The organism is Janthinobacterium sp. 344 (genome assembly GCF_900112025.1).
Lineage (GTDB): Bacteria > Pseudomonadota > Gammaproteobacteria > Burkholderiales > Burkholderiaceae_D > Janthinobacterium.
Window position 1 is genome coordinate 37,781 of sequence record NZ_FOKL01000002.1, and the last position, 25,390, is coordinate 63,170.

Genomic DNA, 25,390 nt, shown 5'->3' on the forward strand with positions numbered 1-25,390 from the left:
CTCATGCCAGTTTTTCCAATACGTGTGCGATCGCCTCATTGGCGTCGCGCTTGCCTGCTGCCAGCGCCGCTTGCGCCATCTGCTGGCAAGCGTCGCGCGTCAACGATGCCAGCAGGGCGCTCAGCGACGCCGCACTCATTTCCGTTTGCGGCAAGTGAATCGCCGCGCCTTGTTTCGCCATCCATTGCGCGTTGTCGCGCTGGTGGCTGGTGGTCGACGCCACCAGCGGCACCAGCACGCTGGCCACGCCGGCCGCCGTCAGCTCCGACAGGGTGATGGCGCCAGCACGGCAAATCACCAGGTCGGCTTCCGTATATGCCCTGGCCATGTCGTCGATGAAGTCGACCACATTGGCCTGCACGCCTGCCTGCGCATACGCCGCATGCAGGGCGTCGATATTCTTCTTGCCCGACTGGTGCGTCACCAGCGGACGCTCGCCTTCCGGCATCAGCGCCAGCGCCGCAGGCAGGCTGTCGTTCAGCGCCTTCGCGCCCAGGCTGCCGCCCACCACCAGGATGCGCAGCGGGCCGCCGCGGCCGGCGAAACGCGCGGCCGGCGGCGCCATGGCCAGGATCTCGGCGCGCACGGGATTGCCCGTGACGACGGCCTTGCCGGCGGCGCTGCCGAAATCGGCGGGAAAGCCGAAGCATACTTGCTGCGCCAGCGGTACCAGCGTCTTGTTCGACAATAGCAGCGCGGCGTCGGCATTGACCAGCACCAGCGGCACGCCCTTCAGGCGCGCCATCAGGCCGCCCGGCACGGTGACGTAGCCGCCCATGCCCATCACCACGTCCGGCTTGCGGCGCGCGATGAAGCCGCGTATCGCGAACAGGCTGGCGATCATCTTGAAGCCGCCCTTTACCGTGTGGCCCAGGCCCTTGCCGCGCATGCCGGAAAACTCAATCGCATCCATCGGGATGCCGCTCTTCGGCACCAGGTCCTGTTCCATGCCGTGGGCCGTGCCCAGCCAGCTCACTTCCCAGCCGCGCGCGCGCATGGTTTGCGCGATCGCCAGGCCAGGGAAAATATGGCCGCCCGTGCCGGCCGCCATGATCATCAGTCTTTTCGTCGTTTTCAAGTTCGTCACGTTGTTCATAGCCGGCCTCCGCGCATCAGGATCCGGTTTTCGTAATCGATGCGCAGCAGGATCGCCAGGCCGATACAGTTAATCAGTACGCCCGTGCCGCCATAACTCATCAAGGGCAAGGTCAGGCCCTTGGTCGGCAGCAGGCCCAGGTTCACGCCCATGTTGATGAAGGTCTGCACGCCGATCCAGATGGCGATGCCCTTCGCCGTCAGTCCCGCGAACGTCTGGTCGATGGCGATCGCCTGGCGGCCGATGTCGAAGGCGCGCTTGATGATCCAGTAGAACAGGCCGATCACGACCAGCACGCCCACCAGGCCCAGTTCCTCGCCGATCACGGCGAGTAAAAAGTCCGTATGCGCCTCGGGCAGGTAGTGCAGTTTTTCCACGCTGCCGCCCAGGCCCACGCCAAACAGTTCGCCGCGCCCGAAGGCGATCAAGGAGTGCGTCAGCTGGTACGCCTTGTTCAGCGCGTTGTCTTCCTGCCATGGATCGAGATACGCGAAAAACCGCTCGCGGCGGAATTTCGACAGGGCGATGATGGTGACGAAGATCGCCGTCAGCATGGCGCCGATGCCGCCGAACCAGATGGCATTGACGCCGCCCAGGAACAGGATGCCCATGGCGATGCAGACGATCACGCCGAAGGCGCCCAGGTCGGGCTCCATCAGCAGCAGCAGGCCGACAAAACTGACGGCCAGCGCCATCGGCATGAAGCCCTTGGTCAGCTTGTGCATGTATTCCTGCTTGCGCACCGTATAGTCGGCCGCGTACAGCACCATCACGACCTTCATCAGTTCGGACGGCTGCGGCCGCAGGCCCGGCAGGTTCAGCCAGCGGCGACCGCCATTGACCGACACGCCCAGGCCCGGTATCAGCACCATCACCAGCAGCACCAGGGTGCCGATGAACAGCCACGGCGCGATCTTTTGCCAGGTGGCGATGCGGATGCGGAATACCAGGGCGCCAACGATGATCGACACGCCGATGAACAGCGCCTGGCGCACGACAAAATAATTGTTCGTGTAGGCGGCGAACTTGCGCGCATCCGACAGCGAGATCGACGCCGAGTACACCATCACCATGCCCAGCAACATGAGCAGCAGCACCACCCACACCAGCGGCTGGTCGTACTCCATCATCTTCGACTGCCGCGCGCGGCCATCCAGCGGCTTGGCAGCCGAGCCGGAACCGAAGCGGAATGGCAGTTGGAAGGCCATCAGATATCCTGTCCGTTTTCCAGGGCGATGTCGCGCACGGCGTCGACAAACACCTGCGCACGGTGCGCATAGTTCTTGAACATGTCCATGCTGGCGCACGCGGGCGACAGCAGCACCGCGTCACCGGGCAGGGCCAGGCCGCTGGCGCGCTTGACGGCTTCCGGCAAGGTGGCGCAATCGACGATGTCCACGCCGGCCGGCTCCAGCGCCGCGCGCAAGGCGGGCGCATCGCGGCCGATCAGCACCACGGCGCGCACATAGCGCGACACGGGTTCGGCCAGCGGCGAGAAATCCTGCCCCTTGCCATCGCCGCCGGCGATCAGCACCAGGCGCTGCTCGGCGCCGCCGAAAGCCTTGCCCAGGCCGAACAGGGCCGCCACCGTTGCCCCCACATTCGTGCCCTTGCTGTCGTCGTAGTATTCGACGTCAGCCACGGCCGTGATCAGTTCCACCCGATGCGGCTCGCCCTGGTATTCGCGCAAGCCATGCAGCAGCGGCGCGAACGGCAGGCCGATGGCGCGGCACAGGGCCAGCGCCGCCAGGGCATTGGCCGCATTGTGCTGGCCGCGGATTTTCAGCGCATCGGCGGGCATCAGTTTTTTCGCCATCGTCGGCACCGGTTCCGGCGCCGGATCGTTCTTCCTGCGCTTTTTCTCGATCACCTCTTCGCTGGGCACGGCTTGCGCCAGCCAGAAGATGCCCCGTTCGTTGACCAGGCCAAAGCTGTCGACTTCCGCCGGTTCGCCCGTGCCGAAGGTGACGGTCTCGCGCAGCGGATCGGCCATGCGCATGACGGCCGCATCGTCGCGGTTCAGGATGCGCACGGTATCGTCGCCGAAGATGCGCGCCTTGTCGGCGGCATACGCGGCCATGTCGCCGTGCCAGTCCAGGTGGTCCTGCGACAGATTCAATACCGTGGCCGCATCGGCCTGCAGGCTGAACGTCGTGTGCAGCTGGAAGCTGGACAGCTCCAGTATCCACGCCTGCGGCAAGGTGCTGGCGGCGGGTTCGGTGGCCTCTTCGCCTTCCACCACGGGCTGCGGCGCGGGCTCGGCGTCGAGCACTTCGCGCAGCACGTCGAGCGCCGCCGGGCTGATATTGCCGGCCACGCGCGTGGCCAGGCCCGCGCGTTCGCACAGCAGCCCGACCAGGCTGGTGACGGTGGTCTTGCCGTTCGTGCCCGTGATGGCGACGACTTTCGGCGCATAGCCGCGCTCCGCCTTCAATGCGGCCAATGCTTGCGCGAACAGTTCGATCTCGCCCCACACGGGGATATTTTTCTCAGCTGCCGCTGGCGCGATGTGCGCCAGTTCGCGGCCCGGGGCCAGGCCGGGGCTGACGGCGACGAAGTCCACGCCATCGAGCAGGTCTGCCGTGAAGGCGCCGGCAATGAACTGCGCCTGCGGCACGGCGGCCTGCAGGGCGGCCAGGCGCTCGGGCGCTTCCCGCGTATCGGCCACGCGCACTCGCGCGCCACTGCGCGCCAGCCACAGGGCCATGGCCAGGCCCGACTCCCCGAGGCCCAGCACCAGTGCGGTTTTATCGAGGTACATCATCAGCGCAGCTTCAAGGTGGTCAGGCCGAGCAGCACCAGCATCATGGTGATGATCCAGAAACGCACGACGACCTGCGTCTCTTTCCAGCCTTTTTGTTCAAAATGGTGATGCAGTGGCGCCATCAGGAACACGCGGCGGCCCGCGCCAAAGCGTTTCTTGGTGTATTTGAACCAGACGACCTGGATGATGACGGACAGCGTTTCGACGACGAAGATGCCGCCCATGATGAACAGGACGATTTCCTGGCGCACGATGACGGCGATGGTGCCCAGTGCGCCGCCCAGTGCCAGCGCGCCCACGTCGCCCATGAAGACCTTGGCGGGATGCGTGTTATACCAGAGGAAGGCCAGGCCGGAACCGGCCAGCGCGCCGCAGAAGATCACCAGCTCGCCGGCGCCCGGAATGTGCGGGATGAACAGGTAGCGCGCATACGTGGCATTGCCCGTCAGGTAGGCGAACAGGCCCAGGGCCGTGCCCACCATCACGGTCGGCATGATGGCCAGGCCGTCGAGGCCATCGGTGAAGTTGACGGCGTTGCTGGTGCCGACGATGACGCAATAGGTCAGCGCGATGAAGCCCCACACGCCCAGCGGATAGCTGATGGTTTTAAAGAAGGGCACGATCAGGTCGGCCTTCGGCGGCAGGTCCATGGCGAAGCCCGACTGCACCCAGGCGTAGATCAGATTCCACACGTGGCCCGCGTCAGGCTCCGAGACGGAGACGGAAAACGCCAGGTAAAAGGCGGCGACGATGCCGATCAGCGACTGCCAGAAGTATTTTTCGCGCGAGCGCATGCCTTCCGGGTCCTGGTGCACCACCTTGCGGTAGTCGTCGGCCCAGCCGACGGCGCCAAAGCCCAGGGTGACGATCAGCACGGGCCAGATGAAGCGGTTCGACAGGTCGGCCCACAGCAAGGTGGAAATGCCGATGGCGATGAGGATCAATACACCGCCCATGGTGGGGGTGCCGTGTTTTTTCAGATGCGTTTGCGGACCGTCCGTGCGCACGGCCTGGCCGACCTTCATGCGCGTGAGCATGCGGATCACGGCGGGACCGGCGCACAGGCCGATCAGGATCGCCGTCAGGGTGGCGAAGACGGCGCGGAAAGTGATGAAGTTAAAGACCCGCAGTGGGCCAATGTCGTCCTGGAAATAATGAGCGAGCCAGAGCAGCATGATTAGTGAGCTTCCTTGTTTTTGTTGTTTGAACCAATCAAATGCTGCACGGCCCGTTCCATTTTCATGAAGCGGGAGCCCTTGATTAATACTGTTGCATCCGAACGGCCGGACAAATGCGCATCGAGCGCCGCCAGCAAACCGTCGAACTGTTCGAAATACTCCACGACCGTGCCTGATTCCTGGCTCGCGGCAGCCTGCACCGGATTGACCAGATGGCGCGCCAGGCCGCCCGTCGCCAGCACGTATTCGATGCCTTTGGCGGCGGCGTAGGCGCCGATCTCTTCGTGGAACTGCTGTCCCTGCGTACCGACTTCGCCCATCTCGCCCAGCACCAGGATGCGCGGAGCGGCCGCCTGCGCCAGCACATCGATGGCCGCGCGCGCCGAATCCGGATTGGCGTTATAGCTGTCATCGATGATGGTGGCGCCATTGACGGCGCGCTTTTTCTGCAGACGGCCATTCACGGGAGAAAACGCCTCCAGGCCCTGCTTCACATGCTCGATGGCGATGCCGGCGCCAATCGCGCATGCCACCGCCGCCAGCGCGTTGCGCACATTGTGTTCGCCGGCCGCCTGCAGGCCGACAAAAAACTGGCGCAAGCCGCCGTCCTGCGCGCGCACGCTGACAAACATGTCGCTGCCAAAATCCTCGGCCGCGCGGTGCGTGCAGCTCACGTCCGCCTCCTTCGACAAGCCGAAGGTGATGACGGTGCGCGCGCCGGCCAGTTCGCGCCACAGGGGCGTAAATTCATCGCCGTGCGGGAACACGGCCACGCCGTCGTCGGCCAGTGCGGCCAGCGCGGCGCCGTTCTCGCGCGCCACCGCTTCCACCGTATGCATGAATTCCTGGTGCTCGCGCTGCGCGTTGTTGACCATCGCCAGGGTCGGCGCGGCTATCGCCGCCAGGCGCGCGATTTCTCCCGGATGGTTCATGCCCATCTCGATGACGGCCGCCTGGTGTTCGCCGTTCAGGCGGAACAGGGTCAGCGGCACGCCGATCTCGTTATTCAGGTTGCCGCGCGTGGCCAGCCGGCCCTCTTCGCCAAAGGCCGCCGCCAGGATGGACGAAATCATCTCCTTGACGGTGGTCTTGCCGTTGCTGCCGGTGACGCCGATGACGGGCACATTAAAGCGGCAGCGCCAGTGATTGGCGATGCGGCCCAGCGCCACCAGGGTATCGGCCACCACGATGGCGGGTATCTTGGCGCTGTCCCAGCCTGCGGGCAGGCGCTCGACCACCACGGCGGCGACGCCGCCGGCGGCCACCTGGTCGAGGAAGTCATGCGCGTCGAAACTCTCGCCGCGCAGGGCGACGAAGAGCGAGCCGGCCGGGGCGCTGCGGCTGTCGGTGGAGACACCGTCAAAAGCGGCGTCGCCAATCAACTGCGCGCCGTGCAGCGATGGCATCAGTTCTGTCAGCGTGCCACGCATCAGTTCGTCCTCATCATCGTCAGGCGCGCGGACAGGGCCAGCTGCGCATGTTCGGCATCGGAGAACGGCAGTTTCTTGCCCTTGATTTCCTGGTACGGTTCATGGCCCTTGCCCGCCAACAGGATCACGTCCGGCTTGGCCGCGTGCTTGATGGCCGACAGGATCGCCGCGGCGCGGTCTTCGATGGCTTGCGGCTGCGCACCGTCGGCACGCATACCCGCGACGATCTGCGCGATGATGGCGTGCGGATCTTCGCTGCGCGGATTGTCGCTGGTGACGAGCACGTGGTCGGCCAGCTGCGCGATGGCGCCCATCTGCGGACGCTTGCCCGGATCGCGGTCGCCGCCGCAGCCGAACACGCACCACAGCTGGCCGCCGCGCTCCTGCGCCACCTGGCGCAAGGCGGCCAGGGTCTTTTCCAGCGCGTCCGGCGTATGCGCATAATCGATGACGACCATCGGCGCTTCCTGTCCACCCACCTGCTGCATGCGGCCCGGGGCCGGCTGCAGCGATTCGATGCCGTCGATGGCGGCGCGCAGGCCGGTGCCGTGCGCCAGCAAGGCGCCCAGCACGGCCAGCGCGTTGCTGATATTGAAGTGGCCCACCAGCTGCGTCTTGACCAGCGCCACGCCCAGCGGGCATTCCAGGTGGAAGTCGGTGCCGGCGTTACGGCTGCGGAACTGGCTGGCGCGCAGCATCAGCACGCCGGGCAGGTCGGGCAGGCTGGCCGCATCCTGCAAGGTGTAGCCGATGACGGGATAGTCGCCTGCCAGCTTGCCTTCCACGTGGCGCGCCAGGCGCAGGCCCATGGCGTCATCCAGGTTGATGACGGCCGTTTTCAGGCCGGGCCAGTCGAACAGCTTGACCTTGGCGGCTTCATAGGCGGCCATGTCGCCGTGGTAATCGAGATGGTCGCGCGTCAGATTGGTAAACATGGCGACGTCGAAATGCATGCCGGCCGCGCGTTCCTGGTCCAGGCCGATCGACGACACTTCGATGGCGACGGCTTGCGCGCCGGCGTCGCGCATGGCGGCCAGTTTGCGCGCCAGCAGCACGGCGTCCGGCGTGGTATAGCCGGTGACGTCGAATGCGATCTCGCCGCGCGGCTTGCACAGGCCCACGCCCAAGGTCCCGATGACGGACGCCGTTTCACCGAGGCGCGCCAGCGCCTGCGCCAGCCACAGCGCGCACGAGGTCTTGCCATTCGTGCCCGTCACGCCGGCGCTGAACATGGCGCTGTCGGGCATGCCGTAGAACGCATGGGCGATGGGACCGGCCAGGCGTTTCAGGTCGCTGACGGGCAGCTGCGGCACGCTCCAGGCGGCGTCCCAGTCGGCGTTGTCATGCACGATGGCCGCTGCGCCCTGCGCGATGGCGGCGGCGATGAACTGCGTGGCGCCCGCGTAGGCGAAAAACACGTCGCCGCGCTGCACGCGGCGCGAATCGGACGTCAGCTGCCCGGACGGGGCAGCCGCTTTGATCCACAAACTGATTTCTTGTATGGTCATGAGTGACTTCACATGGCCTCCGGGCCGGCATTGGCCGGGACCACGATTTCGGTAACGGAGGAATCGGGCGGTACGTTCATCGCGCGCAGCGCGTTGGTCGCAATCGCCGCGAAGGCGGGAGCGGCAACCTGGCCACCATAGTGGGCCGGGCCGGTCGGTTCATCGATCATCACGGCAATGATGAAGCGCGGCGCCGACATCGGCACCATGCCCACGAAAGAGCCGATATATTTGCGCGGCATCGCGTAGCGGCCATTTTCCACCTTATAGGCGGTGCCCGTCTTGCCGCCCACGCGGTAGCCGGCGACCTGGGCGCGCTTGGCCGAGCCTTTCGGGCCGGAGACCACCAGTTCCAGCATGGCGCGCATTTCGGCGGCCGTCTTCGGCTTGATCACCTGCTGGCCCACGGGCAGCTCATTGACCTTCTGGAACGACAATGGAATCGTGTCGCCGTCGCGCGCGAACATCATGTACGAGCGCGCCAGCTGGATCAGCGAGACGGAAATGCCGTTACCGTAGCTCATGGTCGCCTGTTCCACCGGACGCCACGATTTATACGGACGCACGCGGCCGGCGACGGCGCCGGGGAAGCCCCATTTCGGCTGCTGGCCGAAGCCCACCTTGGTAAACATTTCCCACATTTCCTGCGACGGCATGCCCAGCGCGATCTTCGAGGTGCCGATGTTCGACGACATCTCGATGATCTCGGAGACATTGATCACGCCGTGCGGCTTGGTGTCGGTAATGGTGCGGTCGGCGATGGTGTAGCGGCCCGGTCCCGTGTCGATCAGGGTGGTCGGCTTGACCCGGCCCGTGTCGAGCGCCAGCGAGACCGTGATCGGCTTCAGGGTCGAACCGGGTTCGAAGGTATCGGTCATCACGCGGTTGCGCAGCTGCTGGCCCGTGAGCTTGCGGCGGTCGTTCGGATCGTAGCTGGGGTAGTTGGCCAGGGCCAGCACTTCGCCCGTGTGCACGTCGAGCACCACGGCGCCGCCGGCCTTGGCATTGAATTTCTCCACCGCTTCCTTCAGCTGCGTGAAGGCGATGTACTGGATCTTGCTGTCGACGGACAGGGTCAGGTCCTTGCCGTCGTGCGGTTCGTGGATGAAGCCGATGTCTTCGACGATGTGGCCCAGGCGGTCCTTGATCACGCGGCGGCTGCCGGTGGTGCCGACGAGGGTTTTCTGCTGCGCCAGTTCCATGCTTTCCTGGCCCACGTCTTCCACGTTGGTGAAGCCGACCACGTGGGTCATCACTTCGCCCTGTGGATAAAAGCGTTTGTATTCCTTGCGCTCGTCGATGCCGTCGATGCCCAGCTTGGAAATCTTGTCGGCCACGTCCATCTCGACCTGGCGTTTCAGGTAAACAAAGCTGCGGTCCGAATCGAGCTTCTTGCGCAATTCGTTGACGTTCATTTCCAGCAGGCCCGCCAGCGCGTTGATTTTTTCCGGCGGCGCCTGCAGCACGTCGTCGGGAATCGCCCAGATGGCCTTCACGGGGACGGACGAGGCGAGCACCTGGCCATTGCGGTCGGTGATCTTGCCGCGCGTGGCGGGCAGTTCGAGGGTGCGCTCATAGCGCGCCTTGCCCTGCTTTTGCAGGAACTGCGTCGACACGCCCTGCAGCCACAGGGCGCGCACGCCCAGGCCGGCGAAAGCGAAGAACAGCAGGAACAGCACGACGCGCGAACGCCAGACGGGCAGGCGCACCGCCAGGACAGGGTTCTTCGAGAATGGCACGCCTTTCGATGCCGCCACCCGGCCGTTGCTGTTACCGCCCAACTTCATTATTCACCCTCCGTCAGGTATTGCGTACGCGCCGCCGTCAGCGGCGTCATGCTCAGGTCGCGCCGCGCGATGGCTTCGATGCGTTCATGCTTGCCCAAGGTGGACTGGTCCAGCTGCAGCTGCGCCCAGTCGATGTCGAGCTGGCGCGACAGCGCTTGCGCGCGCTCCAGGTCGATCAGCAGGTGGCGCGACTGGTACTGCGCGTTCACCAGCGACAGGCCGCAGCACACCAGCAGGGCCGACAGCACGACACACAGCTTGCCAGTCATCGGGGGCCGCCATGCACAGGAATCGGCAAACGCTGCGCCACGCGCATCACGGCCGAACGTGAACGCGGGTTCGCCTCGATCTCGGCATCGGATGGCTTCATCTTTGAAATCAGCTTCATTTCCGGCTGCGGCAAGTCGACGGCGCGGATCGGCAGGCGGCGGTCAGGCTGCTCCACGTTCGCCTTCGAGGCGAAGAAGCGCTTGACCATGCGGTCTTCCAGCGAGTGAAAGCTGATCACGGCCATGCGCGCGCCGGGCGCCAGGCAGGCATACGCCTGATTCAGGCCGATCTCGAGATCCTCGAGCTCTTTGTTAATGAAAATGCGTATGGCCTGAAAGGTGCGGGTAGCGGGGTCCTTACCCTTCTCGCGGGTCTTGACGGCGCCTGCCACGATGCCGGCAAGCTGTCGTGTGCTTGAAATTGGCTGGACTGCCCGGCCAGCAACAATCGCCTTTGCAATCTGAAAAGCAAACCGTTCTTCCCCATAATCGCGTATCACTTTCTCTAAATTCTGCTCGGTTTCCACCGCCAGCCATTCGGCCGCGGAGATGCCGCGCGTGGTATCCATGCGCATGTCCAGCGGTCCGTCGTTGCGGAAGCTGAAACCGCGCGCCGCGTCGTCGACTTGCGGCGACGAGATGCCCAGATCGAGCAAGATGCCATCGACCTGCCGCACGCCGCGTTCGGCCAGGCTGGCCGTCATGGTGGCGAAGCTGTCGTGGACGATGTTGAAACGGGGGTCGGCGATCTGTTCGGCCGTGGCGATGGCTTGCAAGTCCTTGTCGAAGCCGATCAGGCGCGCGTCGGGCGCCAGGCGCGACAAAATCAAACGGCTATGCCCGCCGCGGCCAAACGTGCCGTCGACGTAAATGCCATGCGCGCGGTCGCCCGACAGGTCGAGCGCATCGACCGCTTCATCAAGCAGCACCGTGCGATGCTGAAATTCCGGCACCGTGAGTAGTGTCATTACGGAGCCTTAGAAAGAAAAATTGGAAAGTACATCGGGAGTGCCGGCATCGATCGCCTGCTGTTCTTGTTCGGCCAGTTTCGCGGCATCCCATATTTCAAAGTGGCTGCCCATGCCGATCATCATGACTTCGCGCGACAGCCCCACGGCGTTGCGCAATTCAGGCGAGATCAGCACGCGGCCGGCCGAGTCGAGCTCGACGTCGCAGGCGTTGCCGAGGAAGATGCGCTGCCAGGCGCGCGCCGACATGGGCCAGGTGGCGATCTGCTGGCGGTGGCTTTCCCACACGGGACGGGGGAAAAACAGCAGGCAGCCATCGGGGTGTTTGGTCAGGGTCAAGCGGCCTTCGCATTGAATCGCCAGCGCGTCACGGTGCTTGGCAGGGATAGACATCCTGCCTTTGGCATCGAGATTGATTGCGGACGCGCCTTGAAACACGGAAGACCTTTTTGAGCTTGGGTTGCGGCACTGTAGCGCCGCGCTGCCAGGGAAAATTTCCCACAAAAATACACTTTTTCACACAGTTGCCCACTTTAGAGTAAGCAAAGATAGTGGTCAAGCGGTTTCCGATTGGCAAAACAGGAATTTTATTAATGAAATTAAGGACTTAGCGCATATCGTTGAAGGAGTCTCAAATAAAAATATATCGATAAATTAGATACTTATGAAAGATAGTGAATGTGGTACCTCATCTGCACACATGTGTTTTCCTACCGTAAACATCGAAAAAGACGAAATCGAAAAATTGAAATTTTTACAGTTAGTTGACACATGACAATACTTTCGTCGACCGGACACAACAGTAATTTACCCGCAAGAAAGACTTGGTTTTCGGCACAAAATTACCTTGCAGCACACTCACTTCCGCCATTTTCCGGGGCTGGCTTCACGCAGGAAAACTTATTTTGCAATGCAGCAATTAATTAGAATCGAGAAACTTTAACCAATTGTTCATTTTCAGTTGTCTATACAACTTTATCGCAAGCACTCTATTTTTGGAAACAAAAAAAGCCCCGTTGCGGGGGCTTTAGGGTGGCGCGCCAAGTCAAAAAGACGGCGCGCCGGGCGCTGCCTGGCAAGCCAGGACGCTGGAATTCAAGTGAAGCAGGCCGGTAGGCCGGATTTTGTTACGGCGCCTTCCTTGCGGTCGGCGCTATGACAGTCATTCCTCTAGGCGCCAGATTACTCTGGCGCTCAAGCTTTCTACCCGCACGCTCCGCGAGCAGCATCATCGCGTGCCTATTTGAAATTGCACCAGGTGGAGGTTACCGCGTTTCACCGTAACTTAATACGCTCGTCTCTGTGGCCCTATTCCTCGCCTTATACTCCCCCGGCATACAAGTACGCCGGGTCGGCTTTCAGCGGACGGCCGTTAACCGTCACCCCGCTCTATGGAGTCCGGACCTTCCTCCCGCCAGCGCATTGCTGCGCCGGCCAGCGACTGTCTGGCCTGCTTCACCCGCCATTGTACCGCGCCGCGGCAGGTTTCGGCAAAAGGCCTGTGCAGGCGCGGCACCGCCCGCCGGGCCCCTGGCCGGGTCGCGGCCCGGGGGATTGTGTAATTCGGTGTCGCCATTTGAAAAGCCGGGCCAAATCGGCTCACATAGAATGACGCAAGCTGCGCGCATCCCGATGCGGCGCATGCGCCCCGTTTGCCCGATTTTTCTTTGCCATTCAACTAGAACATAAAGAGCCGAACATGACGCAACAATCCCGTACCGGTGGCCAGATCCTGGTCGATGCCCTGCAGATCCACGGTGTCGACACCGCCTTTGGCGTGCCCGGCGAAAGCTACCTCGACGTGCTCGACGCCCTGCACGATTCGGGCATCCGCTTCATCATCAACCGCCAGGAAGGCGGCGCCGCCTTCATGGCCGAGGCCTATGGCAAGCTGACGGGCAAGCCGGGCATCTGTTTCGTCACGCGCGGCCCGGGCGCCACGAATGCCTCGATCGGCGTGCACACGGCGTACCAGGATTCCACGCCCATGATTCTGTTCATCGGCCAGGTGGGCAACGATTTCGTCGACCGCGAAGCATTCCAGGAAATCGACTACCGCCGCATGTACGGCCAGATGGCCAAGTGGGTGGCGCAGATCGACCGCGCCGAACGCATCCCCGAGTACCTGGCGCGCGCCTTCCAGGTGGCCACCAGCGGCCGTCCCGGCCCCGTCGTGCTGGCCTTGCCGGAAGACATGCTCATCTCCCTGGCGACGGTGGCCGATACGCGCGCCTACCAGCCCGTACAGGCAGCCCCGTCCGCAGCACAACTGCAGCAGCTGCGCGCCATGCTGGCCGGGGCGCAGCGCCCGCTGGTATTGCTGGGCGGCGCCACCTGGACACCGCAAGCGTGCGCCGACCTGCAGCAGTTCGCGGAAAGCAATCACCTGCCCGTCGCCTGCGCCTTCCGCTTCCAGGACTTGCTCGACAATGCCCACCCGAACTACATCGGCGACGTCGGCATCGGCATCAATCCGAAACTGGCCGCGCGCGTGAAAAATGCCGACCTGGTCATCGCCATCGGCCCGCGCCTGGGCGAAATGACGACGGGCGGCTATACCCTGTTCGACTCGCCCGTGCCGCGCCAGCGCCTGGTGCACATCCATACGGACGCCGAGGAACTGGGCAGCGTTTACCAGGCCGAACTGATGATCAACAGCGGCATGCCGCAAGTGTGCGCCATGCTGGCCGCCCTGGACCCCGTCGACGCTTCCGCATGGAAACATACGCCGGCCGACGCCAGGGCCGAGCTGGCCGCCTACCAACAGCAGCCGCCCATCTTCCAGGATGGCCAGGCGCCGCTGGATCTGTGGCAGGTGACGCAGGAGATCATGGCGCAAGTGCCGGCCGACACCATCCTGACGAATGGCGCCGGCAACTACGCCTCGTGGGCGCACCGCTTCTACCGCTACGGCGGCATGCGCACCCAGCTGGCGCCGACGAATGGCGCCATGGGCTATGGCGTGCCGTCGGGCGTGGCGGCGAAGATCGTGCACCCGGAGCGCACGGTGATCACCTTTGCCGGCGACGGCGAATACATGATGAACGGCCAGGAACTGGCGACGGCCGTGCAATACCAGGCGGGCGTGGTCATCATCGTCTTCAATAACCAGATGTTCGGCACCATCCGCATGCACCAGGAGCGCGACTACCCGGGCCGCGTGTCGGGCACGACCCTGCACAACCCGGATTTCGCGGCGCTGGCGCAGGCGTATGGCGCGCACGGCGACGTGGTGAATACCACCGAAGAGTTCGCTCCCGCCCTGCGGCGCGCCCTGGCGCATGCCCAGGCGCACAACTTGCCTGCCTTGATCGAGCTGCGCTATGACGGCAACCTGATCACGCCGAACGCGACCCTGGCCACCATCCGCGCCACGGCGGAAAAGGCGCAGGCGGCAAAGTAAGCTCGCTTCAACGCCACAAACAGCAAGGCCCGGTCGATACCGGGCCTTTTTTCATATCACGACAACGACATTGACTACGCGGCGGGCGCCTCGGCGCCATCCTGCGCGGGCACCGGCGCGGGCGCCTCGGGCATGGGCGGACATGGCGTGCACGTCTTCAAGGGGCGGCCGAAATCGCGCACGCGGCTCAGTTTCATCGGCATGCGCACATTGCCGCCGCAGTAATCGCCTTCCAGGGTCAGGGTCTGGCCATCCTTGGAAAACTTGCCGACGATGGTGCGCTCTTCGCTGTCGGCGCCGGCGATGGTGAAGTCGAAGGCGCCCGTGGCGGCATCGAGGTTGACGTCGCTGGCCACGATGGGCCAGCTCAGGGCGCCAGCCGTGAATTCATAGATGACGGAATCGGCTTCGGCAAAGCGGTGCAGGGTCACGCGCTGGCCGCCGATCTCGCCGCTATCCTTCTGCAGGCACAGGTCGGAGTAGACGGCCACGCCATAGCGCTCCAGGCCGGCAGGCTTCTTGCCCTTGGCCGCGGCAATGGCGGCACCCGTGGCGCCGGCCAGCAGCAGCGCGGCCAGCAGGGCGGCCAGGCGCGGCGATTTGAATGAATTCATGGCATTCCTTTACTTTAGTAACGGCAACATTATAACTGGCGTGCCCATGCAAAAACGCGCCGCCAGGACTAGCCTGGAGACGCGTTTTTTGCTTCAAGACATCCCCGAAGGGATGCCTGCAGCGGTACTAAGCTTCGCTTGCGCGAATATTAGAACGAGTGACGAACGCCAACGTTGAAGGCTTTGTCGCCCGTACCAACATTGCTGTTGTTACCAACGGTGTAGCCAGCGCCGTTCTTGTTCTTGATCTTGGCGTACGAAGCGTAGGTGCTCGTGCGCTTCGACAGAGCGTAGGAGTAACCCAGTGCCCATTGATCAGCGTCAGCATTGGTTGCGTCTTTGTCGTTCGTGCGGATGAACGAAGCCATCACGGTGCCAGCTGGGCCAACAGGTACGGTTGCGCCAACCAGGATGTTGTTGCTATCGCGGCTGAATGCAGCATCGGTACCGCCGAATGCGTTACGGGTCGAGAACGAACCGTTAGCATTTTGTACGGCGTTGTTAGCGATCATGCTGTTGTAGCCTTTGTTCACGCCGTAAGCGACGTAAGCTTTAGCAACTGCGAAATCGTAGTTAGCTGCCAGCAGGTAGTTACGTGCGCTACCGATTTGGAACTGGGTGTTGTCGGTGTTGTTGTAAGCAAAGCGAGCGTTCAAAGGACCGTTCGAGTAGCCAGCCGACGCGCCGATTTGACGGCCGATTTTGTTCGACTCAGCGTTTTCGCCGAAGGTGTAAGCCACGTCAGCGTCAAAGCCGTTGAAGTTTGGCGAGGTGTACAGCACGGTGTTGCTGGTGCGGGTGTTCGACGTGAACAAGTTCTTGGCGGAACCAGCGTAGCCAGCTGCGAATGGATCAGCAACTTTCGACAGGGTGTTGTACCAAGGCGTGTATTGACGACCCAGGGTCAGGCTACCGGTCGTTTTGCTGCTCAGGCCAACGTAAGCTTGACGGTTGAAGATCGAACCGGCTTTGTCTTGCGTACCGTTGTCAACGTTAAAACCCGTTTCCAGAACGAACAGTGCCGACAGGCCGCTGCCCAGATCTTCGGTGCCTTTGAAGCCGATACGGGAAGCCGAAGCAACGCCGCTGTCCAGCTTGTTAACGTTGCCGTTAACACCGCCGCGCTCGCTGACGAAACCAGCGTCAACGGTACCGTAGATAACAACGCTCGATTGAGCTTGGGCTACGCCAGTGGCTGCTGCCAGGACTGCCAGGGTGATCAGAGTTTTTTTCATTGCGATTTCCTTTAATTTTGAAGCAAAAAGTAATACAGCCTATGCATCTCGAGCTGCGCTCTAACAGAGCGCTTTTTATGAGTGAGGGCAAGGTCTCCACCTGCCACATTGCTGTTCCGGTCAGGGGAACAATTCATATCGGTATCGGCACGCTATTGCACCGATAAGCTTGAAGGCTGCATAACGACCGTATTTTCGTGCGCCGTTTCGGGTGCTCAAAGGGCACCGGAAGCGGCACTATAACGACCGTTTCACATTCCATCAAGTTCCAACATGTTACTTCCGGTACCAGGCCGAGGGCTTTTGCAGGCATCCCGACCATCGCCAACCGTACTGCGCGACAGAGCCAGTGCCCCTTGCCAACCAATGCATTGGCCTGATTGACCATTCCATCATAGCGCATGGCTTGTTGACACCCGTTGTATTAGCGCAACAGTATCAGGCGTGTGATTAAAACATCAACATGCTTTACCCATCATTTTCCGTCCACGACTTACGCGACAAAGCGCACAATTTGTAAGGTGATAATGGATAAACGGAACGAAGCATACACCGCATCGCCGATGTTTGCTGTGGCAGGCCCGAAAACGGGGAATCCGACGCCCCGTTTTGGTGCGCTGCCGCATGATTCAGGGGCGTAGCGCGTATTTCCGGCGTCGGCGCAGGTGCTGGAAAAATAGGCAGAGTGATAACGCAATTACTGACTCTTCGGTAATTTAAATTGCCATCACAGAAATGTTTTCCAGGCTGGTCAGGTGGCGCAATAGATGCCGTTATGAAAACGCCGAGGACGACTATTGCTTGCAAATTCCGCATCACTTGAAACAATTTCTTACAATGTTGCCTTCTCAATATTTCGACATATTTGTGTCATAAAAACGACACATTGACAGAGATCAAGTTTTTTACGGCGCCAAACCGCAGTATTTACTTTTTCTTTTGTCCATTTTTTGCTTAAAAGCATAAAAGATCGGCGCTAGCGCCGGCTGGCGCGCTTGAGCATGCGCATGAAAGCGCCCAGCAGGGGCAACTTTTCATACAATTCCTCGGCCACATCCCAATAGTCGCGGTGCAAGACCACCCTGCCCTGTGCATCGAAACGCACGTGCGTGGCACCCCGTATGCACTGTTCGCCGGAAACGCGGCGTTTCATGCGGAAGCGAAACTCCCAGGTGAGGAACGCTTGACTGCCCTGCCCCATGCTGTCGAGCACGATAAAACGTGGCGCATCCACCTGCACGAACATGTGTTCAAAGATGGCCAGGATGGCGGCATGGCCCCGCACCTCGTTGAACGGGTCCTTGAAGTGAGCATCCGGCGCATACACGGCGCCCAGCTGGGCCAGGCTTTCCAGGCTCAGGTGTTCATAAAACGCCGCCAGGCGCGCCAGCGCACCCGCCATCTCCTCCGTCTGCTGCATGCTCGACTCCTGATTCATAGGCCCGTGACCTTGCGGATCAGCCAAAAATAGGCGCGGTAGGGCAGCAGCCGCGCCAGCCGCAAGGTATTGGTAAAACGTTTGGGGAAATGGATGTGGAACTGCCCCCGCGCAATGCCATCGAGCATGGCGGCGGCCGCATCCGGCGCCGTCATCAGGGCAGGCATGGTGAAGTCATTGCCGGCCGTCAGTGGCGTGGCGACAAAACCAGGGTTGATTTGATACACATCAATGCCGCGCCGATGCAGGTCGAGATACAGCGACTCCGTCAGGTTGATCAGGGCCGCCTTGCTGGCGCCATACGCGAGCGCCTTCGGCAAGCCGCCGTAGCCGGCCACCGAGGCGACGATGCCGATGCCGCCCCGTCCCTGGCGCAGCAGCCACGGCAGCGCCACGTCCAGGCAATTGAAGATGCCGCCCACATTCAGGGCCAGCAGGCTTTGCGCCGCCTCCAGGTCGAAATCGTCGGCGCGCATGGCTTGATAACCGCCAGCCACCACCAGTATCAGGTCGATATGCCGCCATTGCTGCGCCAATTGCGCGCCCGCCGCCCGCAGCTGGGCAGGCTGGGTGATATCGAGCGGCAAGGCCAGCGCCAGCGGCTGCCCTTCGCACAATTGCTCCAGGCTGGCGCGGTGGCGGGCCGACAGGGCCACGCAGGCCCCCTGCTCCAGCAGCAAGGTGGCACAGGCGGCGCCGATGCCGCTGGAAGCGCCGATGATCCAAACGTGCTTGCCGGCCCAGTTGCTGATCTTGCCGTTCATGGGGCGGCCTGTGGACGTTTGTTGAACGACAGGGTGACGGCGCCCAGGCTGAAGCCGAACTTGCTCATGGCGGCGCGGTTCAGCATGACCTTGTCATCCATCAGGAACATCCAGTCCTCGAAGTCGACGTGGTACACGGTGCCATCGACGGGCAAGGCCAGGACATATTGCCAGCGCAGCGCATTGCCCGCCACTTCGCCGATGGCTACGCCGATCACGTCGGGCGCCGTGCCGATGAAGCGCCCCGGCGCCGTCTTGCGCAAGGTCCAGACGCGGCGTTGCTTGCTGCCATCCGCATACGTGAAATCCTCGTCCAGCGTGCCCGTATCGCCCTGCCAGCTGGCCCGCATCACCACCGTGAAGCGCTTGACCACCTTGCCCGCGCGGTCCTGGAAGATGCCGTGCGCGTCAAGCGTGCCATTGAAATACTGCTGCAGATCGAGCTTGGGCTCTTCCTGCGCGTAGGTGGCCGGCGTGGGCGGCGTGGAGCAGGCGGCCAGCGCCAGCAGCATCGCTGCCAGGGCACTGCGTTTGCAAAAGGTCATGAGGCGCATGCGCGATTCTCCACAGGTTGACTATATATATGTTGCAGGGGCGCCCGCCACAGCAGCAGCGCCGCCAGCAGTTTCAGGGCGCAGGGCAGCAAGGCGTAAGTGGCCGACAAGGCCGGCAAGCCACCGCCCGCTCCCGGCACATATCCTAGCCACCCCAGCAAGGGCAAGGCGATGCCGGCCGCCAAGGCCAGGCTCATCTGCACGCCCCAGTTCCACCAGCCGAAATACGCGGCCTCTTGCCTACCGGCATGGCCGGCCGCGGCGATCAGTCCCGCCAGCAGGGCCGGAGGCAAGGCCAGGTCGGCGCCCAGCGCCAGTCCTGACAATAAACAAATCGCCGCAAACCCCCAGGCACCGCCCGCATCGAGGCCATAGGCCCAGACAAACACGGACGCGGCCAGCAGCATGGCCCCGCCCCAGGCGCGCGCCTCGCCAAAGCGGCGCGCCAGCGCCACCCATGCGGGCATCGAGGCGGCCGCCGCGCAAAAATAGACGATCAGGAAAGGGCTGGCGTAATGGCCCAGGCGCAAGTAGTCACTGGCGAAGAAGAGGAACAGGGTGGCGGGGATGGCGGCCGCCACCCCATTGACGAGCAGGACGGCAAACAGCCAGCGGAAAGGACGCTGGCGCAATGGCAGGCGCCAGGTGCCGGGCGGCGGCGCGTTGTCGGCGGCGCGCATCAGCGGACGCGGCGCGCGCGCCAGCAGCAGCGCGCCCGCCGCCAGCAGGCAGGCGGCAAAGGCCAGCGACAGGCCGTCATAGCCGGACACGGACGTCAGTCCCGCCGCGACGATCACGCCCAGCAAACCGCACCCTTCGCGCACGGCCGTCACGCGCACGCGCTGCGCCGGCGCCTGCGTCAGCGCGGCGCCCCAGCTCTGGTGGGCGATGCTGGCCAGGCCAAATGCCGCATAGACGAGCAGCAAGGCAGCGAGAAACCAGGCCAGGGTGGCCGCCTCGGGCAAGGCCGGTGGATGAAACAGGGCGCCAAAACCCAGCAGCAGCAAAGGCAGCGACATGGCGATGAGCACCGCATACGCGCGTCCCTTGCGCGCCATCCACGCGCCCAGCGCCGGGTCGATGAAGGCGGCGGCGACCCGCGCTGCCAGCAGCACGGCGCCGATCTGCGCCAGATCGAGACGGCTGCGCTGGGCATAAAAAGGCGCCACATAGATATAGATGGGCAGCGCCAGCATGGCCAGGGGCAAGCCGAACAGGCCATAGCTGAACAAGGCGGCCAAGTTCAGCGTGCCGGCCTGCGCCTTCATGGCAGCGGCGCCGCATCCTGCAACAGCGCGCTGCGCAGCTTCGGCGCCGTCGACGCAGGCGAGAGCCAGATGGCGAAGAAGGCGCGCGCGAAATCGCCGTCGGGCACATCAGCCAGCGCATGGCCATCCAGGTAAAAACGTACGCCGGGCGCGATGCCGGCCCGGTAGGCGCCCGCGATGCGCTGGCCTTCCCTGACGTCCGGGAAGATGCGCTGCATCGTCTGCAACCAGGCCAGGCGCTGCGGCTCCGTGCCCACGGCCAGCTTTTGCATCTGTTCGTAGCTGGCTTCAGCGATCTTCTTGCCGTCGAGCGCGCGCGCATAGCGCAGTTCCAGCGCGAACGGCGCCGTGTCGGACGCCGCGCCCTGGTAGCCCAGCGGTCCCACCCACAATTGCGCCCGATAAATGCGCATGCCGAACCATGTGTAGTCGCCCTCGCCCGCCAGGCGCGCTTCGGGCACATCGACAGCGATAAAGGCAGGCGCGGCAGGCGCCGCCGCCCGGGCGGCGCCCAGCATGGCAAGTGAAAGCAAACACAGGGTCAGCACACGGCGCATGGTCACTCCTTGCATGGTCACTCCTTGATCAGGGTAAATTGCATCACGTCCGTATTATGTGCCTCGAAGGCGGCCTCGCAATACGCCAGGTAAAACTCCCAGGTCAGCAGGAAGCGGCCATCGAAGCCCTGCCGTTCCAGCGCCACGCGCTGGGCCAGGAAACTGGCGCGCCACTGGCGCAAGGTTTCCGCATAGTCGAGGCCGAAGCTGAAGGCGTCCACCACGCGCAATCCTTGCGCCTCGGCGGCGCGGCGAAATTCGGCCGGCGAAGGGAGCATGCCGCCTGGAAAAATGTACTGCTGAATGAAATCCGTGCTCTTGCTGTAGCGCTCGAACAATTCATCGGCGATGACGATGGTCTGGATGCAGGCGCGGCCGCCCCGCTTCAGGTTGCGCGCCACGCAGGCGAAATAGCCGGGCCAGTAGCGTTGTCCCACGGCTTCGAACATCTCGATCGAGGCGATGGCGTCATACTGGCCGGCGCTGTCGCGGTAGTCGCACAGCTGCAGATCGGCCTGCGCTGCCAGCCCGGCAGCCTGCAGGCGCTGGCGCGCATACGCGAGTTGCTCGGTGGACAGGGTCAAACCCGTCACGTGGGCGCCGTGATCGCGCGCCGCCGTTTCCGCGAAACCGCCCCAGCCGCAGCCGATTTCCAGCACGCGCGCAGCGGGCGGCAGTTGCAGCTGGCCGGCGATGCGCGCATATTTCGCCCCTTGCGCCTGCTCCAGGCTGGCGCCCTGGGAAAACAGGGCGCTCGAATACGTCATCGACGGGTCCAGCCACAGCTGGTAAAAGGCATTGCCGATGTCGTAATGGGCGTGGATATTCTTCTTGCTGCCCGCGCGCGAATTGCGGTTGAGCAAGTGACGGGCCTTGTAGATCAAATTGCCCCACCAGTTGCCGTAGATCAGCGATTCGATCTGCGCGCGGTTGCGTATCATCAATTCGATCAAGCCCGGCAAATTGTCCGTGCGCCAGTCGCCCGCGATAAACGTTTCCGCAAAGCCGATGTCCCCCGAGCGCAACACGGCCGCACACAGGCGCCAGTTGTGCAAGTCCAGGGTGACAGGCGTGCCCCCGTCGCCATACAGCAGGACGCTGCCGTCTGGCGTGCGCAGGCGCAAGGCACCGTATTGCAGCTTGTGCAGCAGGCGCAGGATCATGCGCGCCGCAGCGGGCATGTCCAGATGCGTGTGATCGGAATAAGCGCTGGCGCGCGCCTGCAAGCCGGTCGGCAGGGAATCGGAGCTCATCGGGACACCTTTTCTTGTGGGGGGAGGGGTTTGCTGAAAAACGGCACGCGGCGCAGCCACAGGCGCAAGGCTTGCCAGTGGATGCGCGCCATCACGCCAAAGGTCATCAGGGGATAGCGCAGCAAGGCGTGCGCGATGACGGCGTCGCGCAGGGGCCGCGCAGTGCCGGACAGGCTCGTCTGCAGCAACGGACCGTCCAGGTCGTCGTAATCGACCTTGGCCAAGTGGCGCTCGCCGGCCTTGTCACTGTTGCGCAGGAAACGGAAGCGGTACTGCCCTTCCACCTTGCAAAACGGCGAGACGTGGAAAATCTTCTTGGCGCGCAGCTCGCTGCCATAGGCGATCGGCGCGCCGTGGTCGAGCAGGTACAGATGGCGTTCGCCAAAGGTATTGCGCACATCGCACAGCACGGCGCGCAGCGCGCCATCGGGACGGTGGCAAAACCAGAAACTCACGGGGTTGAAGACATAGCCAAACATGCGCGGCATGGTTTGCAGCCAGATTTCGCCACTGGCATCCGTCACCCCATGCTGGCGCAGCACGCCATCGATCCACTCCAGCAGCGGCGTCGCGCCATCGCCATGGTCGCTGTCGCGGAAGGACAGCGCGTTGGCGCGGTTGCGCGAGATCAGCCGGGCGGGGAAATCCTGCGCGCCCATGCTGCGCAAGGGCAGGCGCAGATAAAACATGCCGTAACTGAAGGCATGCGCGCGCGGACGCTGCCGCGCATGGCGCACCAGTCCCAGGCACAGCTGGGGCTGCGCCAGGGCCGGTTGCGCCGGATCACGCGGCATGGCCCAGCTCCGCCGCCGCCATGCCATTGAGCACTTGTGCCACGGCCAGGCCCGACTTCAAGCCATCTTCATGGAAACCGTAACCCGTCCAGGCACCCGCGAACCACGTATGCTGCGCGCCCTGGAAACCGGCCAGGCGCGCCTGGGCGGCAATGGCCGCGCCATCGAACACGGGGTGGGCATAGGAAAACTCGTCGATGATGGACGCCGGGGCGGGCTCGTCGAGCGGATTGAGCGAGACGATGACCGGCGTGGCGAACGGCAAGGGCTGCAACTGGTTCAGCAGATAATGCACGCACACTTGCGGCGCCTCGCCTTCCGCGGCCGGCCGGCCCTGGTAATTCCAGGCCGACCACGCCTTGCGCCGCAGCGGCAGGCAGGACGCATCCGTATGCAGCACGGCCCGGTTCGGCTGGTAGCGCACGGCTTCGAGCACGGAGCGCTCGTCGTCGCGCAAGTCTGTCAGCAGGGCCAGCGACTGGTCGCTATGACAGGCCAGCACGACATGGTCGACATGCTCGATGCCGGCCGCCGTGTGCAGCTCGACCATGCGCGCACCGCCGTGCGGCTGGCGGCGCACGCCCAGCACGGGGCAGGCCAGGCGCTGCTGCGGAATGCCCGCCAGCAATTTCTTCACATACTCGCGCGAGCCGCCGCGCACCGTGCGCCACTGGGGCCGGTCACTGACCTGCAGCAAGCCATGGTTGTGGCAAAAGCGGATGAAGGTGGCCAGCGGAAAAGCCAGCATCTGGCGCGCCGGGCACGACCAGATGCAGGCAGCCATCGGCAACAGATACCAGTGGCGGAATTCGTCGCCATAATTGTGCAGGTCGAGGAATTCGCCCAGCGACATGGCCGGCGCCGGCAAGCTCGCCATGGCCAGGGCGCTGGCCTGGCGGTTGAAACGCAGGATGTCGCGCAACATGCGCAGGAAGGCGGGACGCAGCAGGTTGCTGCGCTGCGTGAACACGGTATCGAAATTGGCGCCCGCCCATTCCAGCACGCGGGCATCGGACGCGGTACCCAGCGGCATTTTCACGGAAAACGACATGTCGCTGTCGGCCGCCTCGACACCGAGTTCATCGAACAGTTGCACCAGATTCGGATAGGTGGTGTGGTTAAACACGAGAAAGCCCGTATCGACGCCATGCGTGACGCCATCGAGCGTGACATCGACCGTATGGCTGTGGCCGCCGAAATATTCCCCTGCCTCGTACAGCGTGACGTCCTGGCCCGCCTGCGCCAGCCGATAGGCACACGACAGTCCTGCGATTCCTGCTCCGACGACGGCAATTTTCATGAATGCACCTGTGTTAAGTTTGTCCTGGACAAAACGAGCCTCATGGATAATCGATGAAATATTGATTTATGTCAATGAGCGCCCACGGCCGTTCACAAACTTATACGTCGGCAATTTCCAATCGGATTCAGCTATTTGGTACGGGGCAGCGGAAGGCGTAAAATGCATGCCACGTTCTTCTGCAAGCGAGCAAAGCCCCCCTGGTATGGATACTGACCTGCAACCCTCTCCCGCCTTCAGCATCAGCGATGTCGAACGCGACACCGGGCTGGCCAAGGAAACCTTGCGTGTCTGGGAGCGCCGCTACGCCTTTCCCCAGCCGCAGCGCGACGCCTTTGGCGAGCGCAGCTATCCTGCCGAGCAGGTGCAAAAACTGCGCATGGTCAAGCGCTTGCTGGACCTGGGTTTTCGTCCCGGGAAAATCATGCAGCACAGCACCGCCCAGTTGCAGCAACTGGCCGGCACGGGCCCCAGCGCGCCCGGGCGGGCACCGGCGCAACTGGAGCATTACCTGGCCCTGTGCCGCGGCCACCGGATGGCGGAACTGGGCGGCGCCTTGCGCCAGGCGCTGGCGGTGCTGGGCCTGAAGGCCTTCACCATCGACGTCATCGCCCCCCTCACCGGCATGGTGGGCGAAGCGTGGGCCTGCGGCGAGCTGGCCGTGTATGAAGAACACCTGTATAGCGAAACCCTGCAGACGGTGATGCGCCATGCGATTTTTTCCATGCCGCAAGCGAGCAGCCCCAGCACCCGCACGCCGCGCATCGTCCTGAGCACCCTGCCGCAGGAGCGCCATGGCCTGGGCCTGCTGATGGCCGAGGCGCTGTGCGTGGCGGCCGGCGCGCAGTGCATGTCGCTGGGGGTGGAAACGCCGCTGACCGATATCGTCGCGGCCGCCCGCGCGCAGCGGGCCGATATCGTGGCGCTGTCGTTTTCCAGCGCCAGCAAGGAACGGCAAACGCGCGACAGCCTGCAGCAGCTGCATGCGAGCCTGGCGCCCGGCATGGAACTGTGGGCCGGCGGACGCAGCCCTGCCCTGGCGCGCCGTCCGCCGGCGTTTTTGCACGTGCTGGACTTGCGCCAGGTCGAGGAAAGCATCGCCGACTGGCGCCGCCGGCATCAGGCCGACGCCTTGCAAACGCATTAAACGCGCTGGAACTGCGGCGATCTCCGTGGATACCTGCGCAATGTTGCCAATCGAACAGTAAAG

The 25,390-nt window shown here is 63.5% G+C and carries 22 protein-coding genes and 1 other RNA gene; 2 read left to right on the forward strand and 21 right to left on the reverse strand.

The genetic code is table 11. The features are described 5' to 3' along the window. Position 1: 1 nt before the first annotated feature. From murG to rnpB, 11 genes are all read right to left on the reverse strand, one after another. A complete protein-coding gene (gene murG, locus BM193_RS06380) occupies positions 2 to 1,096 on the reverse strand; it encodes an undecaprenyldiphospho-muramoylpentapeptide beta-N-acetylglucosaminyltransferase (protein WP_092803438.1) in 1,095 nt (364 codons plus the stop codon). After that, on the reverse strand, positions 1,093 to 2,304 hold the full coding sequence (ftsW, locus tag BM193_RS06385; protein ID WP_092803435.1) for a putative lipid II flippase FtsW: 1,212 nt from the start codon (positions 2,302 to 2,304) through the stop codon (positions 1,093 to 1,095). Before ftsW ends, murG begins: the two co-directional genes overlap by 4 nt. Then, the gene (gene murD, locus BM193_RS06390) at positions 2,304 to 3,860 is read right to left on the reverse strand and encodes a UDP-N-acetylmuramoyl-L-alanine--D-glutamate ligase (protein WP_092803432.1); all 1,557 of its coding nucleotides are present in this window, start codon (positions 3,858 to 3,860) and stop codon (positions 2,304 to 2,306) included. Before murD ends, ftsW begins: the two co-directional genes overlap by 1 nt. Beyond that, positions 3,860 to 5,035: a phospho-N-acetylmuramoyl-pentapeptide-transferase gene (gene mraY / locus BM193_RS06395; protein WP_092803429.1), complete on the reverse strand. Its 1,176-nt coding sequence runs from the start codon at positions 5,033 to 5,035 to the stop codon at positions 3,860 to 3,862. Before mraY ends, murD begins: the two co-directional genes overlap by 1 nt. Positions 5,036 to 5,037: 2 nt before the next feature. Continuing rightward, positions 5,038 to 6,468, reverse strand: coding sequence for a UDP-N-acetylmuramoyl-tripeptide--D-alanyl-D-alanine ligase (gene murF, locus BM193_RS06400; RefSeq protein ID WP_092803426.1), 1,431 nt, complete (start codon positions 6,466 to 6,468; stop codon positions 5,038 to 5,040). Continuing rightward, the gene (locus tag BM193_RS06405; protein WP_092803423.1) at positions 6,468 to 7,976 is read right to left on the reverse strand and encodes a UDP-N-acetylmuramoyl-L-alanyl-D-glutamate--2,6-diaminopimelate ligase; all 1,509 of its coding nucleotides are present in this window, start codon (positions 7,974 to 7,976) and stop codon (positions 6,468 to 6,470) included. Before BM193_RS06405 ends, murF begins: the two co-directional genes overlap by 1 nt. A gap of 8 nt (positions 7,977 to 7,984) precedes the next feature. Further along, positions 7,985 to 9,763: a peptidoglycan D,D-transpeptidase FtsI family protein gene (locus tag BM193_RS06410; protein WP_092803420.1), complete on the reverse strand. Its 1,779-nt coding sequence runs from the start codon at positions 9,761 to 9,763 to the stop codon at positions 7,985 to 7,987. Next, a complete protein-coding gene (gene ftsL, locus BM193_RS06415) occupies positions 9,763 to 10,032 on the reverse strand; it encodes a cell division protein FtsL (RefSeq protein ID WP_010394930.1) in 270 nt (89 codons plus the stop codon). The genes BM193_RS06410 and ftsL overlap by 1 nt, the downstream gene beginning before the upstream one ends. Next, positions 10,029 to 11,000, reverse strand: coding sequence for a 16S rRNA (cytosine(1402)-N(4))-methyltransferase RsmH (rsmH, locus tag BM193_RS06420; RefSeq protein WP_092803417.1), 972 nt, complete (start codon positions 10,998 to 11,000; stop codon positions 10,029 to 10,031). The genes ftsL and rsmH overlap by 4 nt, the downstream gene beginning before the upstream one ends. Positions 11,001 to 11,009: 9 nt before the next feature. After that, the gene (mraZ, locus tag BM193_RS06425) at positions 11,010 to 11,438 is read right to left on the reverse strand and encodes a division/cell wall cluster transcriptional repressor MraZ (RefSeq protein ID WP_086145305.1); all 429 of its coding nucleotides are present in this window, start codon (positions 11,436 to 11,438) and stop codon (positions 11,010 to 11,012) included. A gap of 659 nt (positions 11,439 to 12,097) precedes the next feature. Beyond that, positions 12,098 to 12,457, reverse strand: an RNA gene (gene rnpB, locus BM193_RS06430) — RNase P RNA component class A. A 242-nt stretch (positions 12,458 to 12,699) separates the two neighbouring features. On the opposite strand from rnpB, the gene BM193_RS06435 reads away from it, so the two are divergent. After that, entirely contained in the window at positions 12,700 to 14,403 is a 1,704-nt protein-coding gene (locus BM193_RS06435) for a thiamine pyrophosphate-binding protein (protein WP_092803414.1), read from the forward strand. 74 nt (positions 14,404 to 14,477) lie between these two features. Here BM193_RS06435 and BM193_RS06440 read toward each other — a convergent pair whose 3' ends face one another. The 10 genes from BM193_RS06440 to BM193_RS06485 form a co-directional block, all read right to left on the reverse strand. Continuing rightward, positions 14,478 to 15,017, reverse strand: coding sequence for a hypothetical protein (locus BM193_RS06440; RefSeq protein WP_092803412.1), 540 nt, complete (start codon positions 15,015 to 15,017; stop codon positions 14,478 to 14,480). A 149-nt stretch (positions 15,018 to 15,166) separates the two neighbouring features. Then, positions 15,167 to 16,252 carry a porin gene (locus tag BM193_RS06445; RefSeq protein WP_092803409.1) on the reverse strand — a complete coding sequence of 362 codons (1,086 nt, stop codon included), beginning with the start codon at positions 16,250 to 16,252 and terminating at the stop codon, positions 15,167 to 15,169. 976 nt (positions 16,253 to 17,228) lie between these two features. Next, a complete protein-coding gene (locus BM193_RS06450) occupies positions 17,229 to 17,672 on the reverse strand; it encodes a nuclear transport factor 2 family protein (RefSeq protein WP_092803406.1) in 444 nt (147 codons plus the stop codon). Between the two features lie 14 nt (positions 17,673 to 17,686). Then, positions 17,687 to 18,454 (reverse strand): SDR family NAD(P)-dependent oxidoreductase, encoded by a 768-nt coding sequence (locus BM193_RS06455; RefSeq protein ID WP_092803403.1) that lies wholly within the window; start codon positions 18,452 to 18,454, stop codon positions 17,687 to 17,689. Next, positions 18,451 to 19,008, reverse strand: coding sequence for a DUF3833 domain-containing protein (locus BM193_RS06460; RefSeq protein WP_092803400.1), 558 nt, complete (start codon positions 19,006 to 19,008; stop codon positions 18,451 to 18,453). The genes BM193_RS06455 and BM193_RS06460 overlap by 4 nt, the downstream gene beginning before the upstream one ends. After that, the gene (locus BM193_RS06465; RefSeq protein WP_092803397.1) at positions 18,996 to 20,276 is read right to left on the reverse strand and encodes an MFS transporter; all 1,281 of its coding nucleotides are present in this window, start codon (positions 20,274 to 20,276) and stop codon (positions 18,996 to 18,998) included. Before BM193_RS06465 ends, BM193_RS06460 begins: the two co-directional genes overlap by 13 nt. Continuing rightward, entirely contained in the window at positions 20,273 to 20,848 is a 576-nt protein-coding gene (locus BM193_RS06470; RefSeq protein WP_254785913.1) for a chalcone isomerase family protein, read from the reverse strand. Before BM193_RS06470 ends, BM193_RS06465 begins: the two co-directional genes overlap by 4 nt. 2 nt (positions 20,849 to 20,850) lie before the next feature. Beyond that, positions 20,851 to 22,014: an SAM-dependent methyltransferase gene (locus tag BM193_RS06475; protein ID WP_092803567.1), complete on the reverse strand. Its 1,164-nt coding sequence runs from the start codon at positions 22,012 to 22,014 to the stop codon at positions 20,851 to 20,853. A 68-nt stretch (positions 22,015 to 22,082) separates the two neighbouring features. Next, positions 22,083 to 22,880, reverse strand: a complete 798-nt coding sequence (locus BM193_RS06480; RefSeq protein WP_092803394.1) for a DUF1365 domain-containing protein — start codon at positions 22,878 to 22,880, stop codon at positions 22,083 to 22,085. Further along, positions 22,870 to 24,180 (reverse strand): NAD(P)/FAD-dependent oxidoreductase, encoded by a 1,311-nt coding sequence (locus BM193_RS06485; RefSeq protein ID WP_092803391.1) that lies wholly within the window; start codon positions 24,178 to 24,180, stop codon positions 22,870 to 22,872. The genes BM193_RS06480 and BM193_RS06485 overlap by 11 nt, the downstream gene beginning before the upstream one ends. A 205-nt stretch (positions 24,181 to 24,385) precedes the next feature. Here BM193_RS06485 and BM193_RS06490 point away from each other — a divergent pair, with 205 nt between their 5' ends. Next, positions 24,386 to 25,327 carry a MerR family transcriptional regulator gene (locus tag BM193_RS06490; RefSeq protein WP_092803388.1) on the forward strand — a complete coding sequence of 314 codons (942 nt, stop codon included), beginning with the start codon at positions 24,386 to 24,388 and terminating at the stop codon, positions 25,325 to 25,327. Positions 25,328 to 25,390 lie beyond the last annotated feature (63 nt).